This window comes from Bradyrhizobium sp. USDA 3315 (assembly GCF_054056795.1).
This window is the reverse complement of record NZ_JBSRYP010000001.1, coordinates 6,814,011-6,828,638: the sequence shown is the minus strand read 5'-3', so window position 1 is coordinate 6,828,638 and position 14,628 is coordinate 6,814,011. Positions and strand designations below refer to the sequence as shown.

15 protein-coding genes and 2 tRNA genes are annotated in these 14,628 nt (G+C 64.9%); 6 read left to right on the top strand and 11 right to left on the bottom strand.

The annotated features are described in order from the left end of the window. The first annotated feature begins 93 nt into the window (after positions 1–93). The 3 genes from ACVIYL_RS32010 to ACVIYL_RS32000 all read left to right on the top strand — a co-directional run bounded on the left by ACVIYL_RS32010 (position 94) and on the right by ACVIYL_RS32000 (position 2,491). Positions 94–1,320, top strand: coding sequence for a bifunctional 2-C-methyl-D-erythritol 4-phosphate cytidylyltransferase/2-C-methyl-D-erythritol 2,4-cyclodiphosphate synthase (locus ACVIYL_RS32010; RefSeq protein ID WP_456780505.1), 1,227 nt, complete (start codon positions 94–96; stop codon positions 1,318–1,320). 1 nt (position 1,321) lies between these two features. After that, positions 1,322–1,921 carry a CinA family protein gene (locus ACVIYL_RS32005; protein WP_038386736.1) on the top strand — a complete coding sequence of 200 codons (600 nt, stop codon included), beginning with the start codon at positions 1,322–1,324 and terminating at the stop codon, positions 1,919–1,921. Positions 1,922–2,095: 174 nt separating this feature from the next. Continuing rightward, the gene (locus ACVIYL_RS32000; RefSeq protein WP_456780504.1) at positions 2,096–2,491 is read left to right on the top strand and encodes a BA14K family protein; all 396 of its coding nucleotides are present in this window, start codon (positions 2,096–2,098) and stop codon (positions 2,489–2,491) included. Positions 2,492–2,577: 86 nt separating this feature from the next. Here the strand turns inward: ACVIYL_RS32000 and ACVIYL_RS31995 are convergent, their stop codons facing one another. From ACVIYL_RS31995 to lipA, 3 genes are all read right to left on the bottom strand, one after another. Further along, positions 2,578–3,045 (bottom strand): type II toxin-antitoxin system RatA family toxin, encoded by a 468-nt coding sequence (locus ACVIYL_RS31995; RefSeq protein WP_456780503.1) that lies wholly within the window; start codon positions 3,043–3,045, stop codon positions 2,578–2,580. Continuing rightward, complete coding sequence (locus tag ACVIYL_RS31990) at positions 3,045–3,584, bottom strand: DNA topology modulation protein (RefSeq protein ID WP_456780502.1); 540 nt, start codon at positions 3,582–3,584, stop codon at positions 3,045–3,047. The genes ACVIYL_RS31995 and ACVIYL_RS31990 overlap by 1 nt, the downstream gene beginning before the upstream one ends. Positions 3,585–3,674: 90 nt before the next feature. Continuing rightward, positions 3,675–4,634, bottom strand: coding sequence for a lipoyl synthase (gene lipA, locus ACVIYL_RS31985; protein WP_038386732.1), 960 nt, complete (start codon positions 4,632–4,634; stop codon positions 3,675–3,677). A gap of 165 nt (positions 4,635–4,799) precedes the next feature. On the opposite strand from lipA, the gene ACVIYL_RS31980 reads away from it, so the two are divergent. Next, complete coding sequence (locus ACVIYL_RS31980; protein ID WP_456780501.1) at positions 4,800–5,405, top strand: DNA-3-methyladenine glycosylase; 606 nt, start codon at positions 4,800–4,802, stop codon at positions 5,403–5,405. 18 nt (positions 5,406–5,423) lie between these two features. On the opposite strand, the gene ACVIYL_RS31975 is transcribed toward ACVIYL_RS31980, so the two are convergent. The 7 genes from ACVIYL_RS31975 to ACVIYL_RS31945 all read right to left on the bottom strand — a co-directional run bounded on the left by ACVIYL_RS31975 (position 5,424) and on the right by ACVIYL_RS31945 (position 13,087). Then, on the bottom strand, positions 5,424–8,291 hold the full coding sequence (locus ACVIYL_RS31975) for a valine--tRNA ligase (RefSeq protein ID WP_456780500.1): 2,868 nt from the start codon (positions 8,289–8,291) through the stop codon (positions 5,424–5,426). Positions 8,292–8,465: 174 nt separating this feature from the next. Further along, positions 8,466–9,188 (bottom strand): DUF2497 domain-containing protein, encoded by a 723-nt coding sequence (locus tag ACVIYL_RS31970; RefSeq protein WP_456780499.1) that lies wholly within the window; start codon positions 9,186–9,188, stop codon positions 8,466–8,468. Between the two features lie 334 nt (positions 9,189–9,522). Next, positions 9,523–10,926, bottom strand: coding sequence for a TolC family outer membrane protein (locus tag ACVIYL_RS31965; RefSeq protein ID WP_028331944.1), 1,404 nt, complete (start codon positions 10,924–10,926; stop codon positions 9,523–9,525). Positions 10,927–11,141: 215 nt separating this feature from the next. Continuing rightward, positions 11,142–11,807 (bottom strand): protein-L-isoaspartate O-methyltransferase family protein, encoded by a 666-nt coding sequence (locus ACVIYL_RS31960; protein WP_253608568.1) that lies wholly within the window; start codon positions 11,805–11,807, stop codon positions 11,142–11,144. 135 nt (positions 11,808–11,942) lie between these two features. After that, positions 11,943–12,122, bottom strand: coding sequence for a hypothetical protein (locus ACVIYL_RS31955; protein WP_028331942.1), 180 nt, complete (start codon positions 12,120–12,122; stop codon positions 11,943–11,945). A 135-nt stretch (positions 12,123–12,257) separates the two neighbouring features. Then, a tRNA-Asn gene (locus ACVIYL_RS31950) sits at positions 12,258–12,332 on the bottom strand. A 269-nt stretch (positions 12,333–12,601) separates the two neighbouring features. Further along, positions 12,602–13,087: an anthrone oxygenase family protein gene (locus ACVIYL_RS31945; protein WP_229161046.1), complete on the bottom strand. Its 486-nt coding sequence runs from the start codon at positions 13,085–13,087 to the stop codon at positions 12,602–12,604. A 111-nt stretch (positions 13,088–13,198) separates the two neighbouring features. Here ACVIYL_RS31945 and ACVIYL_RS31940 point away from each other — a divergent pair, with 111 nt between their 5' ends. Continuing rightward, positions 13,199–13,819: a TetR family transcriptional regulator gene (locus ACVIYL_RS31940; protein ID WP_456780498.1), complete on the top strand. Its 621-nt coding sequence runs from the start codon at positions 13,199–13,201 to the stop codon at positions 13,817–13,819. A gap of 396 nt (positions 13,820–14,215) precedes the next feature. Continuing rightward, positions 14,216–14,398, top strand: a complete 183-nt coding sequence (locus tag ACVIYL_RS31935) for a hypothetical protein (protein ID WP_016842103.1) — start codon at positions 14,216–14,218, stop codon at positions 14,396–14,398. 43 nt (positions 14,399–14,441) lie between these two features. On the opposite strand, the gene ACVIYL_RS31930 is transcribed toward ACVIYL_RS31935, so the two are convergent. After that, a tRNA-Cys gene (locus ACVIYL_RS31930) sits at positions 14,442–14,515 on the bottom strand. Positions 14,516–14,628 lie beyond the last annotated feature (113 nt).

Genomic DNA, 14,628 nt, shown 5'->3' with positions numbered 1-14,628 from the left:
ACGCTCTGTTTTTGCGCAGCGGTCATGCTAAGGGCTGTGCGCGGCGATCCTCACCGTCCCCCTCATCCCCGATTCGTCTGTCACTGGTTCAAAATGCCGAAGCCTGAGCGTACCGCAGCCATCCTTGTCGCAGCCGGCCGTGGACTGCGCGCCGGCGCAGGCGGGCCGAAGCAATATCGGACGATCGGCGGACAGACGGTGATCTACCGCGCCATGGAGGCGTTCTCCGGACATCCGGACGTGTTTGCGGTGCAGCCTGTGGTCAATCCTGACGACACCGCGCTGTTCGATGAAGCAGTCGCAGGCCTCCGCCATCGGCCGCCGACGCCGGGCGGCGCGACCCGGCAGGCCTCGGTCCATGCCGGGCTCGAGGCGCTCGCAAGCGAAAAGCCGGACATCGTGCTGATCCACGATGCCGCGCGCCCCTTCGTCACATCAGCCGTGATCTCGCGCGCGATCGCCGCGGCCGGCCGGACCGGCGCTGCGATCCCCGTGATTCCCGTCACCGACACGATCAAGCTCACCGGCGATGCCGGCGACGTCGAGGCGACGCCGGAGCGCGCGCGCCTGCGGATCGCGCAGACGCCACAGGCTTTTCGCTTCGACGTAATATTGGAGGCGCATCGTCGCGCGGCGCGCGATGGCCGCTCCGATTTCACCGACGATGCGGCGCTTGCCGAGTGGGCGGGATTGACGGTTGCGACGTTTGAAGGTGATGCTGCCAACATGAAACTCACCACACCCGAGGACTTCGTGCGCGAGGAAGCGCGGCTCGCAAGCCAGCTCGGCGACATCAGAACTGGCACCGGCTACGACGTGCATGCCTTTGGCGACGGTGACCATGTGATGATCTGCGGCGTGCGCGTGCCGCACACGAAGGGATTCCTGGCCCATTCCGACGGCGATGTCGGGCTGCATGCGCTGGTCGACGCAATCCTCGGCGCGCTGGCCGACGGCGATATCGGCTCGCATTTCCCGCCGAGCGACGCCAAGTGGAAGGGCGCCTCCTCCGACCAGTTTCTGAAATACGCGGTCGAGCGCGTCACCGCGCGTGGCGGACGGATCGCCAATCTCGAGGTGACGCTGATCTGCGAGCGGCCGAAGATCGGGCCCTTGCGCGACACCATGCGGGCGAAGATCGCGGAGATCTCCGGCGTCCACATCTCGCGCGTGGCAGTCAAAGCCACCACCAGCGAGCGACTCGGCTTCACCGGCCGCGAGGAAGGCATCGCGGCAACCGCGAGCGCCACGGTCCGTCTCCCTTGGGACGATAAAGGCTGGGACGATAAAGGCTGGGACGATAAAGGCCGGAGTGCCTGACATGGGCGGCAGCGACGCTCGTGCCCTCTCCCGCTCGCTGCTCGACCTGTGCCGGATGCGCAAGCTGACCATAGCGACCGCCGAATCCTGCACCGGCGGCCTGGTCGCGGGTGCGCTCACCGACATTCCCGGCTCTTCCGACGTGATCGACCGCGGCTTCGTGACCTATTCGAACGAGGCCAAGCGGGTCATGCTTGGCGTCAAGGCGGCGACGCTCGAAACGTTCGGCGCGGTGAGCAAGGAAACCGCGACCGCGATGGCGATCGGCGCGTTGGAAAAGGCCGGCGTCGACCTTGCGGTCTCGATCACCGGCATCGCGGGCCCTGGCGGTGCGACACCAGGCAAGCCGGTCGGCCTGGTGCATTTCGCCGTCGCCGCGCGCGACGGCCGCATCATTCATCGTGAACAGCGATTTGGCGCAATCGGCCGCAGCACGGTGCGGCAGCGCTCCGTGGTCGAAGCCTTGCGCATGCTGATGGAGCTTGCGCGCCCGCCGCAGGCCGCCAAGCCGCGTCGCGAGGCCGCCAGCCGGTTGCGGCCAAGGGTGGCCCGGTCGCCGCGGAGCCACGCTGCGAAACGCCGCCGGCCGCCGCGCGGATAGGCCCACCCCCAAAGTCGAGTGGCGCCACGGCCCGCCTTACACGGGCTTGTGTCAACTGCGGCCCGGTGACGCTTACCTGAAATGGAACTTTGACGCGGCTTCGCCGCTTTATGTTGTTCCAACTCTGCTGTTTCGATTGTTCGTCCAACAGCAAAATCCCACAACAAGGAGAAAATGATGAAGTTGGGAACTTTGGTCGTGGCCGCCATCAGCGCTGGCGCCATGACGCTGTCGACTGTTGTGCCTTCGTCCGCCGCACCACTCGCTCCCGCGCGATTGCAGGATGAGCCTACCTCCGTCGAGCATGTGCAGTATCGGCACTGGCACGGTGGTCCGCGTTACGGCTATCGCGGCGGATACGGCTACCGCGGTGGTTACTATCGCGATCGTGGCAGTAACGGCGCGGCGATCATCGGCGGGCTGGCGGCCGGCGCGATCATCGGCGGCGCGATTGCGGCGAGCCAGGCCAAGGCCAACAACGACGCCTATTGCTCCCAGCGTTTCCGCACCTACGACCCGGCTTCGGGCACCTACATCGCATCCGGCGGCGTGCGGCGATCCTGCCCGTAAGTCGGCGAACGGTCTCCCGCATCATCCGTCGTGCCCGGCCTCGTGCCGGGCATTTGCGTTCCAGGGATGTAGACGAGACGGCTTCGCTACGTCGACAGCTGCGGCTTGCCGTAGACCTGATCCGCGCGCTTCTCGAACGCCGCGGCAAAGCGTGAAAATGCGGCGTCGAACATCGCGCCCATCAGCATCGCCAGCATCCGGCTCTTGAATTCGTAATTCAGGAAGAAGCCGACATCGCATTCGGTTTCCGACTTCGGCTCAAAACTCCAGCGATTCTCCAGATTGCTGAACGGGCCGCGCAGATATTCGACCAGGATCTTCAGATTGGGCCGATCGAGCGTCACCTTACTGGTGAAGGTTTCCCGCACCAGCTTGAAGGACACGGTCATGTCCGCCACCACGACCTCGGTGCCGTCGTCCTTGGGCGTGCGCTGGCGGATCTTGAGCGAATGGCATAGCGGCACGAATTCGGGATAGCGCTCGACGTCGGCGACCAGATCGAACATTTGGGGTGCGGTGTGCCGGACCCGCCGCTTGCTTGAGAATCGTGGCATCAGTGGATACTCGCACGGTTTTGCCCGAGTGCGAGGCGCTTCAGATAATCATCCGCCTGCGCCCGATCGGTGAAGCAAACCAGCGATTGATCGGGCCGCAAGCCGGCAAAATACTCGATCAGCTTCGGCCGCTGCTGCCGGCGATAGGTCCAGACGTAGCGGAAGAATTCGAGATCGATCTTCTCAGGGCAGCCTTCCGCCATCTCCGGGCGGACCTGGCCATAGCTCCCGGCTATCCGCCTGAAGATACCGAGCATGCAGGTCGACCGCGGCAGGTCGAACCAGATGATCGTATCGGAGAGCTCCCGGCGCAATTGCCCTGCACCATGCCTCATGTAGTTCCCATCCATGATCCAGCGCGGCTCCTGGGCTGCTTCGGTCATGCGGCGCTCGAATTCGTCCCTGCCCGACTCGACCCAGCCCGGCTTCCAGAACAGCGCATCGATCGACACGGTCGGAATCCCTGTCATCGCGGACAGCCGCCGCGCAAAGGTCGACTTGCCGGATCCCGACGATCCCATCACCAGAACGCGCTGCATTGGTCCAGTCCAAGGTTCGCTCAAGGTTCGGTCAAGGCCCGATCAAGCAACGGCGCGTGACGGCGCCGGCTTACCGCCGTTTGCAAAAATCTAGCGGCCGCGGGCCGTGCGCGCCGCCTGCAGTTTGGCGAAATCCTCGCCGGCGTGATGCGACGAGCGCGTCAACGGGCTCGCCGACACCATCAAAAAGCCCTTGGTATAGGCGACGCGCTCGTAGCCTGCGAACTCGTCCGGCGTCACGTAGCGCATCACGGCGTGGTGCTTGCGGGTCGGCTGCAGGTATTGGCCGATGGTCAGGAAATCGACTTCGGCCGAGCGCAGGTCGTCCATCACCTGCAGCACTTCGTGCCGCTCCTCGCCGAGGCCGACCATGATGCCGGACTTGGTAAAGATAGTCGGGTCCATTTCCTTGACCCGTTGCAGCAGCCGGATCGAATGGAAATAGCGGGCGCCGGGACGGACCGTCAGATAGCGCGACGGCACGGTTTCCAGATTGTGGTTGAAGACGTCGGGCTTGGCCGCGACCACGCGCTCCAGCGCGCCGTCCTTGCGCAGGAAGTCCGGTGTCAGGATCTCGATCGTGGTGGTCGGGCAGCGCGCGCGGATGGCGCGGATGGTCTCGGCAAAATGCTCGGCGCCGCCGTCGGCGAGATCGTCGCGGTCGACCGAAGTGACCACGACATGACTGAGCCCGAGCTTGGCGGTTGCCTCCGCGACGTATTCCGGCTCGCTCGCCTCGAGCGCGCCGGGCATGCCGGTCTTGACGTTGCAGAACGCGCAGGCGCGCGTGCAGGTGTCGCCCATGATCATGAAGGTGGCGTGCTTCTTGTCCCAGCACTCACCGATATTGGGGCAGCCCGCCTCCTCGCACACCGTGACGAGGCCGTTCTCCTTCACGATCCGGCGCGTATCTGCATAGCCGCGCGTGTTCGGCGCACGAACGCGGATCCAGTCCGGCTTCGGCGGCGACACGGCATCCGGCCGGTTGACCTTTTCGGGGTGCCGCGGGCGGAGCTGAGTGGTGGAGATGGTATCGACGATGGTGACCATGGATGCCTGCAAGTCGCGGGAGCATGATCCAGGCAGATCAATGCTCCGAACCAAGGGCTTAGCTAATCGGTGTTGACGCGGCTCGCAACCCGCCCCGCGACCCTAGCAGACCTGCCCATATATTGGCAGTCTTGCGGCCCGTTCCATGCCGATTCCCACCTCAAAATGGCTCAAAAACCCCGATCCATCAGCGCGACCGCGCCGCGCCTCGGCAAGGCGCTGAAACGCTCCTTCTTCGATCGCAGCGTCCACGAGGTCGCCCCCGACCTGATCGGCGCGACCTTCCTGGTCGGCGGCGCCGGCGGCATCATCACCGAGGTCGAGGCCTATCATCACACCGATCCGGCGGCGCATTCCTACCGCGGGCCGACCCCGCGCAACCAGGTGATGTTCGGCCCGCCGGGCTTCTCCTACGTCTACCGCTCCTACGGCATCCATTGGTGCGTCAACTTCGTCTGCGAGGAAGCGGGCTCGGCCAGCGCCGTGCTGATCCGCGCGATCGAGCCGACCCATGGGCTCGCGGCGATGCGCCGGCGGCGCGGGCTGGAGGACGAGCGCGCGCTGTGCTCGGGGCCCGGCAAGCTCTGCGAGGCGCTCGGCATCACCATCGCGCACAGCGAATTGCCACTCGACCGCGCACCGATCGCGCTCCATGCGCGCCTGGAAATGCCCGAAATCATCACCGGGGTGCGGATCGGCATCACCAAGGCCGTCGACCTGCCCTGGCGCTACGGGCTGAAGGGATCGAAATTCCTCAGCAAGCGGTTTTGAGCACCACGGCGTTATCAGCTATGACGCCTTCTTCAACCGCTCGATCGCCTCGAGAATCTTGGCGCGGCGCTCCGCTGCTGCCGCGCGCTTTTCCTTCTCTTCCTCGACGAGCTCTTCCGGCGCGTTGGCGACGAACTTCTCGTTGGCGAGCTTGGCATCGACCCGCTTGATGTCGGCGTCGGCCTTGCCGAGCTCCTTCTCCAGCCGCGTGCGTTCGGCCGCGAGATCGATCACGCCCTTCAGCGGCAGCGCGACCGCCTCGCCGCGGACAAGGAGCTGCACCGCGCCTTCCGGCGGGTGATCGGCGAACGAGATATCCGACAATCGCGCGAGCCGCTTGATGGTGTCGTTCCAGCGCCGCGCGCGGTCCCGCGTCTCGTCGGAGGCGCCCGCGATCACCAGCGGCGTCAGTGTCGACGGCGGGATGTTCATTTCCGCCTTCACCGACCGCATCGCGGTGACGAGATCGACCACCCAGCCGATCTCGGCCTCGGCCGCGGGATCGCTGAACTCGTCGGCGTCGAGTGCGGCAATGACCGGCGGAATGATCGGATCGACCACCGGACCGGCTGTCGCGATCGCGGCCAGCTGCTCGCCGGTCACGCCCGACTTGCGCGGCCAGGACGCCAGCACCAACAGGCCGTCGCGCTTTGCGGTCACCGCCCACAGCTCCTCGGTGATGAAGGGCATGAACGGATGCAGCAGCTTGAGGATCTCGTCGCGGGTCCAGGCGACCATGGCGCGGGTCTCGGCCTTGGCCGCGCCCTCCTCGCCCATCAGCACGGGTTTCGCGAGCTCAAGATACCAGTCGCAGAACACGTTCCAGACGAAGCGGTAGATCGCGCCCGCGGCATCGTTGAAGCGATGATCCTCGATCGTCTCGGTGACCTCGCGGGTGACGCGCGAGGTTTCGTGCGCAATCCAGCGGTTCAGCGTCTCCTTTGCGCCCTTCGGATCGAAACCGTCCGGCTTGACGCACTCGTTCATCTCGGCGAAGCGGCAGGCGTTCCAGAACTTGGTCGCGAAATTGCGGTTGGTCTCGACCAGATGCGGCGACAGGCGGATGTCATGGCCTTGCGCTGCCTCGCGGGTCAGCGCGAAGCGCAGCGCGTCGGCGCCGTATTCGTCGATCACGCCGAGCGGGTCGATGACGTTGCCCTTCGACTTCGACATCTTGGCGCCCTTCTCGTCGCGGACGAGGCGATGGATGTAGACGGTCGAGAACGGCGCCTCCTTCATGAAATGGAGGCCCATCATCATCATGCGGGCGACCCAGAAGAAGATAATGTCGAAGCCGGTAACCAGCGTGTTGGTCGGGTAGTAGCGCGCGACCTCCGGCGTGTCGTCCGGCCAGCCCAGCGTCGAGAACGGCCACAGGGCCGACGAGAACCAGGTGTCGAGCACGTCCTCGTCACGCGTGATGAAGCCCTCGCGCTTGGCGGGGTCGACCGCCATGTCGTGGCCCTGCTCCGGCGTGATGACTTCCTGCTCGACGTAATAGCCGAGCGCGTGGCCGACCGCCTCTTCCTCGGTCTCGGCGACGAACACCTTGCCGTCGGGTCCGTACCACGCCGGGATCTGATGGCCCCACCAGAGCTGGCGCGAGATGCACCAGGGCTGGATGTTCTCCATCCACTCGAAATAGGTCTTTTCCCAGTTCTTCGGCACGAACGTGGTTTCGCCCGAGCGCACCGCCGCGATCGCCGGCTGCGCCAGCGTCTTGGCGTCGACATACCACTGGTCGGTCAGATACGGCTCGATCACGACACCGGAGCGGTCGCCATGCGGCACCATGTGGGTGTTGGGCTCGATCCGCTCGAGGAAGCCGAACTCCTCCAGCCTGGCGACGATCTTCTTGCGCGCCGCGAAGCGCTCGATCTTGTCAAACTCGGCGGCGAACTCGTCGGCGCCCATCGGCAGGCCGCGCAGATAATCCTCGTTGCCCACCAGGCTGAGGCTGCCTTCCTGGTCGAGCACGCTGATCTGCGGCAGGCCGTGACGCTTGCCGATCTCGAAGTCGTTGAAGTCGTGCGCAGGCGTCACCTTGACCGCGCCCGAGCCCTTCTCCGGATCGGAATAGTCGTCGGCGACGATCGGAATCCTGCGGCCGACCAGCGGCAGGATGACGTGCTGGCCGACCAGATCGGCGTAGCGCTCGTCGTCCGGATGCACCGCGACCGCGGTGTCGCCGAGCATCGTCTCGGGGCGCGTCGTCGCGACCACGATGAACGATTTCGGATCCTCGGGGCTGAAGCCGCGGCCCTCGATCGGGTAGCGCAGGTACCAGAGATGGCCCCTGACCTCGACCTGCTGCACTTCGAGATCGGAGATCGCGGTGAGCAGCTTCGGGTCCCAATTGACCAGGCGCTTGTCCTTGTAGATCAGGCCATCGCGGTGCAGCTCGACGAACACCTTGACGACGGCGCGCGACAGGCCCTCGTCCATGGTGAAGCGCTCGCGCGACCAGTCGCAGGAGGCGCCGAGACGCTTGAGCTGGTTGACGATGGTGCCGCCGCTCTCGGCCTTCCACTGCCAGACTCGCTCGAGGAACTTGGCGCGGCCCATGTCGCGCCGGCCCGGCTCCTGCCGTTCCATCAGCTGACGCTCGACCACCATCTGGGTGGCGATGCCGGCGTGATCGGTGCCGGGCTGCCACAGCACGTCGCGGCCGCGCATCCGCTCGAAGCGGCACAGGATGTCCTGCAGCGTATTGTTGAGCGCGTGGCCCATGTGCAGCGAGCCGGTCACGTTCGGCGGCGGGATCACAATGGTGAAAGGCGCGGCGTCCTTGCGTTCAGGCCGGCCGGCCTTGAACGCACCGCTCTCCTCCCAGATCCGGGCCATCCGGTGCTCGATATCGGCGGGCTGGTAGTTTTTCTCGATCATGACAATGCGCTGTGGACCATGGAAAGCGTTAGAAAGCCGCCGGAGCGCACCAAGTCAACCGGACCGGCACGTCAAATCGACGTTTAGGGCATTTGGGGAGCTGATTGAGGGCCGCCAGGCCCAACGGCGGGAGCCAGCTTCGCGCCGACTGCGGTGCTAGCGCCCGCGGCGGAGCTAACGCCCGCGGGATACCCGCTCGATCTCGGCCTTGACGATCCGCTCGACCAGCCCGGGCAGATTGTCGTCCAGCCAGGACTTCAGCATCGGACGCAGCATCTCCTTGACCAGATCCTCGAGCGTCCGCGCATTGTTGCTCAGCACGGTGTTGGCCAGAGAGTTGAAGGCCGACTCGACGGCCCGCATCGTGGTTCCCGAGATGATCTGCTGCATGGGCGCGGTCTCGATCGCCGGCGGCTCACGGGCCGGTTCCGGCGCCCGGCTCCGCGCTTCCGTGAACTCGAGATCGTCCTGCGGCTCGACCTTGCGGAACGACGGCGCGGCGGCCGGGTCCGGCAGCGCCATCTCGTCGGTGAGTTCGAACACGTCGGCTTCGGGCTGGGCTGCGGGCTGCGGCGATGGCCTGATCTCGGCTGCGGGCGTCGCCTCGTCGAGGCTGGCGAGCAGCGAGTCGATGTCGTCCTGACTGTTGCTGGCCGCCGGTGCCGGCGCAGGCGGCGGTGATTTCGGCGCGGGCGCGGCGGCCTTCGCGGCCGGTGGCGGGCTCTTCATCGCGGGTTTGGCTGCTGGTGCTGGCTCGACCTTCGGCGCCGGCGCTGCAGCGGCGGCCGCAGGCTTCTCGGCCGCGGCCGGCTTCGCCTCGTCGTCGGCAATGATGCGACGGATCGACGCCAGGATCTCCTCCATCGAGGGCTCTTGGACCTTCGCAGGTTGCGTCATCTCCGACTCCACATCGAAACGATTTTACATCAAGCCCGAGAGGATTCGCCGGTTCCGATGATGCGGGCGGAGATTTTCGTTGATCCCGCCCGACTTGTCCCCAGATCAAGCCCGCCCGAGGCTTTGTGCAAGCTTCGTGTCGCCCAATGCAGCGTGATCACAGGTGGCGTCGCACCTGTCATCACGCTACGCCGGCGCGCCGCGAATCGCCTTGCTGCCCGACAAAACGGTATGTCAGGCCAATTATCGAATGCAAGCAAACGCGCCTGTTTGTGGTCCTGATTAACTCAGAACCACAAACATGACGCGACAAGCGATGATGATGTGAAGGTGTTTAGCGGCCGTCGGGCGTGCGCACGCCGGCCCAGTTGTCACGAACTTGCTGGTAATGCACGCTCGGATCGTAGACGTTGGTCGAAAGGCCGAGCACCTGCGGCGACAAGCGGCCAACCGCGCTCAGCACGTTATAGGACGCGACGACGCGGTCGTGCTGCGCGGTCACCAGCGCGTTGCGCGCGTTGACGAGCGCCTGCTGCGCGTTGAGCACGTCGAGCGTGGTCCGCTGACCGGCCTTGGCCTCTTCGCGCACGCCGTTCAGGGCGATCTCCGACGCGGTCACCTGCGCCTGTGCCGACGCCACCTGCGACTTGCCGGCGACCAGCTGGCCCCAAGCGGTGACGACGTTGGCGCGCGCCTGATCGCGGGTCTGTTCGAGCACGAGGCGCTGCTGCGCCAGCGATTCCTTGGACTGGCGGATCAGCGAATATTCCGCACCGCCCTGGTAGAGCGGCACCGACAGCTGGACCGCCGTTCCCGCGCTGAATGCGCGCTGGCTGATCAGGGTCTGCTCGTATTGCTGCTGCACGGACGTTTGCAGGTTGACCGACGGGAACAGCGCCCCCTCGCTGACCTTGACCTGCAGGAAGTTGACGTCGACGCCGTACATCGCCGAGGTGACGTTCGGATTCTGGGTCAGGCTGAGATCGACGGCGGAGGCAAGCGTCGTCGGCAGGAAGCGGTCGACCGGCGAGCCCGGCGCGAGATTCTGCGGCTCGTTGCCGATGATGCGCCGGAAATTCGATCGCGTCGTCGTCAGGTTCGATTCGGCGGTGAGCTGCTGGGTTTTGCCTGCCGCGAGCTGCGCTTCGGATTGCGCGACGTCGGTGCGCGTCACTTCGCCGACATTGAAGCGGTCCTGGGTCTGCTTCAGCGTCTGTTCCAGCACGCGCGTGTTGCTGCGCTGAACCTCGACGATGGCGGAGTCGCGGAGATAGTCCATGTAGATCGTGGCCGCGCTCAGGATCACGGTTTGCTCGAGCACACGCAGGCCCTCGCGCGCCGCCGAGACCTGGCTTTCCGCCGCGCGCACCCTGGGCGCGGTCTGCGCGTTGAACAGCGACTGGTTGACCGTGAGGCCTGCGCTGCGTGGGGCGTTGGCGCCATGGATTTGGGTGCGGACAAGATTGTTCGCGTCGCCACCCTGTGTCGTCAGCGTATCGGTGTATTGGTACCCCGCGCTTGCCGTCAGTGCGACTTTCGGGCGGTAGCCCGACAGTGCCTGCGGAACGTTCTCGTCAGTTGACCGCACCTGCGCGCGTTGCGCGTTCAGCTGGGGATTGTTTTGGTAGGACCGCACCAGCGCGGCCTCGATTGTATCGGCGAGTGCGGGCACGGGGCCCATCTCCGCCAACAGAAGGACGGCAGTCGCAGCCGCGGTGACAACCTTCACCCCACGCATCCCCGGAAATCCAATCATTGTAGTCGCCGTCTCCCACACGCAAATCAGTCCGGCGGTCGCTTCAGTCGAAGTGAGTCCCGCCTCACCTTAGTCCGCAGCTAGGCCCAACGGAACTACCCCGCAACGGAACACGGTCGAAACTCTTCACATGGGGCAAACGGGCCACACTTCTGATTCGGAACGGGATTTTATCAGCCAATGCGCCGCGATCACGGTTAGAAGACGAAGGCGGGAACTCGCTCGAATCCGGGTAAAACGGGGGCCGAGGCGTCGAACAGCTCGCGATGGCCGAAATCCCCGTGGGAGTGCGTCACCAGGGTGGCGCGCGGCGGCGGCAACAGGCCGAACACTCCGACCAGCCGGCCCCCCTCCTTGAGCTGGCCGAACAGCCCGGTCGGGACGATTTCCGTCGCACCATTGAGGATAATGACGTCAAACGGGGCGCCCGCGGCATCGCCGTCGGCGGCCGCGGCCGTTTTGACGGTGATATTCTGGATCCCGAGTTCGGCGAAAGTCGTATTCGCCTTTGCGGCAAGCGCCGGATCGCTTTCGGTCGCGCTGATCTCTGCGGCAAAGCGCGCCACGACGGCGGCGGCGTAGCCGGTCGCGCAGCCGACCACCAGGACCCGGTCGGTGGCCTTGATCTCGGCGGCCTGGAGCATCCGGGCGAGCAGCGCCGGCGTGATCAGGCAACGCCTGGTCGCACCGCCCTCGGCGACATCGAGGTCGAGGTCGAGGTAGGCCAGCGCCTGCTTGCTGGCCGGCACGAAGACCTCGCGCGGCACGGTCAGCATGGCATCGAGAATACGATCATCGGTCACGTCGCTCGGACGCACCTGACCATCGACCATATACTGGCGCGCGGTCGAAAAACCGGTCATTGGCGGAGACCCTGCAAGTTGCGGCATTGCCGCTGGAGAAGCTAGAACAGGGCCATCTTTTGGAACAAGCTCCGCCAAAACGCAACACGCCGTTGGCGGGCGAAACGTGCTCCCAAAACGGGCTCGCGGCTCCGTCTATTCGATCGTGACGGCAAGCCGGCCGATCAGGCGGGCCACTTCGTCGAGGTGCTCGGAATCATGCTCCTCGACAGCCTTCGCGAGTCGGCGGACGCATTCATCGTCACTGATGTCGGGGGCATCATTCGGAACGAGCGTCGGCTGCGGCATCGACAGGTCGATCAAGTTAATGGTCATCAAAATCACCTCTCAAGACCCGACGAAAGCAAGTGTTGAGGGTTATTGAGTCGATTTGACGACGTTTTCGGCCTGTCCGCTGCGGACCACGGGCTTGTGATGGCGATTTGGGGGATCGATGGGGCCAGACCAAACTGGCTCCCCGGGCTGGATTCGAACCAGCGACCATTCGATTAACAGTCGAATGCTCTACCGCTGAGCTACCGAGGAATAGGCGAACATCTGTTCGCGAGCGGGCAGCGTATAACAAAGCCTTTCGGCCTTGCAAAGAACCAAATGGCCCCTCACGCGAAACTTTAGCGCGCACGGTAAGCCTCTGCGATACAAGGGCTTACCTGTCGCCCGGCGTGCAACATGCCCAGCCCGCCGGCCCCCGCGCTCCTGCGGGCGCCTGGAAACACCGCCAGCGCGGCGGTCGCGCGGCGCCCGTGATTCTGTCAGGGGCGCGACGGCCCAGCTCCTCGCGCAAACGGGGTTGGCTACCGCCCGGCGATGGCAACGATGAACAGCGCAGTCGCGGCCAGCGAGGCGATGGTCCGCACGTGGTTCCAGAAGGTCCAGTCGGTCAGATAGCGCGCCCAAACCGACGCCGCCGACGTGCCCGCCGGGTCAGAGGCCGCAAGCTGATCGTTCAGCGGCACATTGAAGACGACGGTGACGACGAACATGCCGACCACGTAGAGGCCGCCGCCGCAAATCATCGCAACCGCGCCCGGCTCCTGCCATCTGAGCCCGCCGAGCACGACCAGCACGGCGCAGGACAGCGTGGTACCGAGGAACACCGGCATGAACGGCGAGCGGACGATATCGACATTGATCGCGTTCATCGCCGAGATGCCGGCGGCCTGATCGATGCGGCCGAGCGCGGTCATGACGAAAGCCGAGAACGCGAAATAGAGCCCAGCGAGCAGGCCGCAGCCGAGCGCGGAAAACCAAAGCAAGCCCGAGGTCAGGATCTGGCGCATCGTTCCGCCTCCAAATGCGAGATATACTCGTATTTGTAAAATGCGATAAACTCTCGTATTAGAGCCGTCAACCCCGATCGCAGAGAGATGTCGAGACGAAAGGCCGCGCCCGTGGACGTTCCCCTGCCCGGGCTGGCGCGGCTTGCCCCGACCCAGCAGCGCAGCCGCGAGCGCTTCGAGCGCATCCTCGCCTGCGCGACCGAGATCATGGCGGAAAAGGGCAGCGAGGCTTTCCGCATGAGCGACGTCGTCGCGCGCAGCGGCGTCGCATTCGGCTCGCTCTATCAATATTTCCCGGACAAGGCCGCGATCATCGGCACCCTGGCCGAACGCCATAACGCAGTCGGGCGCGATTGCGTCAGGCGCGATCTGGCCACGGTAATGACCGCGCGCGACCTGCACCCGGCGCTGTGCAGGATCGTCGACAGCTACTACGAGATGTTCATGCGCGAGCCTGTCATGCGCGACATCTGGCAGGCGACGCAAGCCGACCGCGCCCTGCAGAAGCTCGATGCGGACGACATGGCCGTGCTCTCCGGCCTGTTGTCCGACGCGGTCAGGCGGATCGCGCCCGACATGCCGACTGCCGCCCTCGCCACCTTTTCCGCCCTGACCATGACGCTGATCGCAGCCGCCGTGCGTCACGCGATCACGCTGCCACCGCGGAAGGCGCGGCAGGCGCTGACGCAGTTCAAGACCATGCTGCCGCACGACCTCGCTGGGCTGACGTAACGACTCCGGCACGAGCGTTGGGAATATTCCCTGTACAGAAACGATAGATACAGGCGCATACGGCTTACGCCGTTCGCGTCAGCAGGAGCCGAGGATCGTGCGGCATGCGACTGGTCCCCACCGTGCGATACTTGCCTCCATTGTCACGTCTCCCTAAAATTCCTGCGATATTTGACGGCTATGAATACCGCCGGGAATCCCGGCAAGAGTTTTTAGAAAGTTGTGATTTGTTTCACACGAGGTGCGGCCATGCCGACCTAGGTTCCCGAAGGGATCACCAACGATTCATTAACCAAAGCGGGCGCCATCGTTCTTTTCATAAAATTCGAACGAATCGCTCAATCCGGACCGAAGACAGTTTTGCGACCATGGCGCTCTCGAACCTCGGAGAGCGTGATGAGCGAAGTCGAATTTGATCTGCTGCTGGACGCCGTGCGAACGGCGATCGCGCCCATTGCTCAGGAGGATCTCGTGGCTCAGCCCTCGCCCCGCATTCAGCCGCCACCGCGCGCGGCCAATGACAACCAGGCGCCGTGGCCGCTGATTCCGTTTCCTGAAGGTTGGTACGCCGCGAGCTAATGCGGCTTCTCATTTGTTGGCTGCAAGCCATTGATGAGATGAGTGGAGGCCACGACCAGAATTGAACTGGTGTACACGGTTTTGCAGACCGTTGCGTAACCACTCCGCCACGTGGCCCCTTGCGGCGGACTTCATATACGGCCTCTCTCCGATAGGCAACCGAGCCGGAAGGTAAGGTGCCCCTTGTTTGAGCAAGATCCTTTCGGAAGACCGCTTCGCACTCTTCCGGA

Bases quoted from the DNA above. Each gene is read 5' to 3' on its own strand.
- ACVIYL_RS32010 (WP_456780505.1), top strand. From the start codon at position 94: ATGCCGAAGCCTGAGCGTACCGCAGCCATCCTTGTCGCAGCCGGCCGT.
- ACVIYL_RS32005 (WP_038386736.1), top strand. From the start codon at position 1,322: ATGGGCGGCAGCGACGCTCGTGCCCTCTCCCGCTCGCTGCTCGACCTG.
- ACVIYL_RS32000 (WP_456780504.1), top strand. From the start codon at position 2,096: ATGATGAAGTTGGGAACTTTGGTCGTGGCCGCCATCAGCGCTGGCGCC.
- ACVIYL_RS31995 (WP_456780503.1), bottom strand. From the start codon at position 3,045: ATGCCACGATTCTCAAGCAAGCGGCGGGTCCGGCACACCGCACCCCAA.
- ACVIYL_RS31990 (WP_456780502.1), bottom strand. From the start codon at position 3,584: ATGCAGCGCGTTCTGGTGATGGGATCGTCGGGATCCGGCAAGTCGACC.
- lipA (WP_038386732.1), bottom strand. From the start codon at position 4,634: ATGGTCACCATCGTCGATACCATCTCCACCACTCAGCTCCGCCCGCGG.
- ACVIYL_RS31980 (WP_456780501.1), top strand. From the start codon at position 4,800: ATGGCTCAAAAACCCCGATCCATCAGCGCGACCGCGCCGCGCCTCGGC.
- ACVIYL_RS31975 (WP_456780500.1), bottom strand. From the start codon at position 8,291: ATGATCGAGAAAAACTACCAGCCCGCCGATATCGAGCACCGGATGGCC.
- ACVIYL_RS31970 (WP_456780499.1), bottom strand. From the start codon at position 9,188: ATGACGCAACCTGCGAAGGTCCAAGAGCCCTCGATGGAGGAGATCCTG.
- ACVIYL_RS31965 (WP_028331944.1), bottom strand. From the start codon at position 10,926: ATGCGTGGGGTGAAGGTTGTCACCGCGGCTGCGACTGCCGTCCTTCTG.
- ACVIYL_RS31960 (WP_253608568.1), bottom strand. From the start codon at position 11,807: ATGACCGGTTTTTCGACCGCGCGCCAGTATATGGTCGATGGTCAGGTG.
- ACVIYL_RS31955 (WP_028331942.1), bottom strand. From the start codon at position 12,122: ATGACCATTAACTTGATCGACCTGTCGATGCCGCAGCCGACGCTCGTT.
- ACVIYL_RS31945 (WP_229161046.1), bottom strand. From the start codon at position 13,087: ATGCGCCAGATCCTGACCTCGGGCTTGCTTTGGTTTTCCGCGCTCGGC.
- ACVIYL_RS31935 (WP_016842103.1), top strand. From the start codon at position 14,216: ATGAGCGAAGTCGAATTTGATCTGCTGCTGGACGCCGTGCGAACGGCG.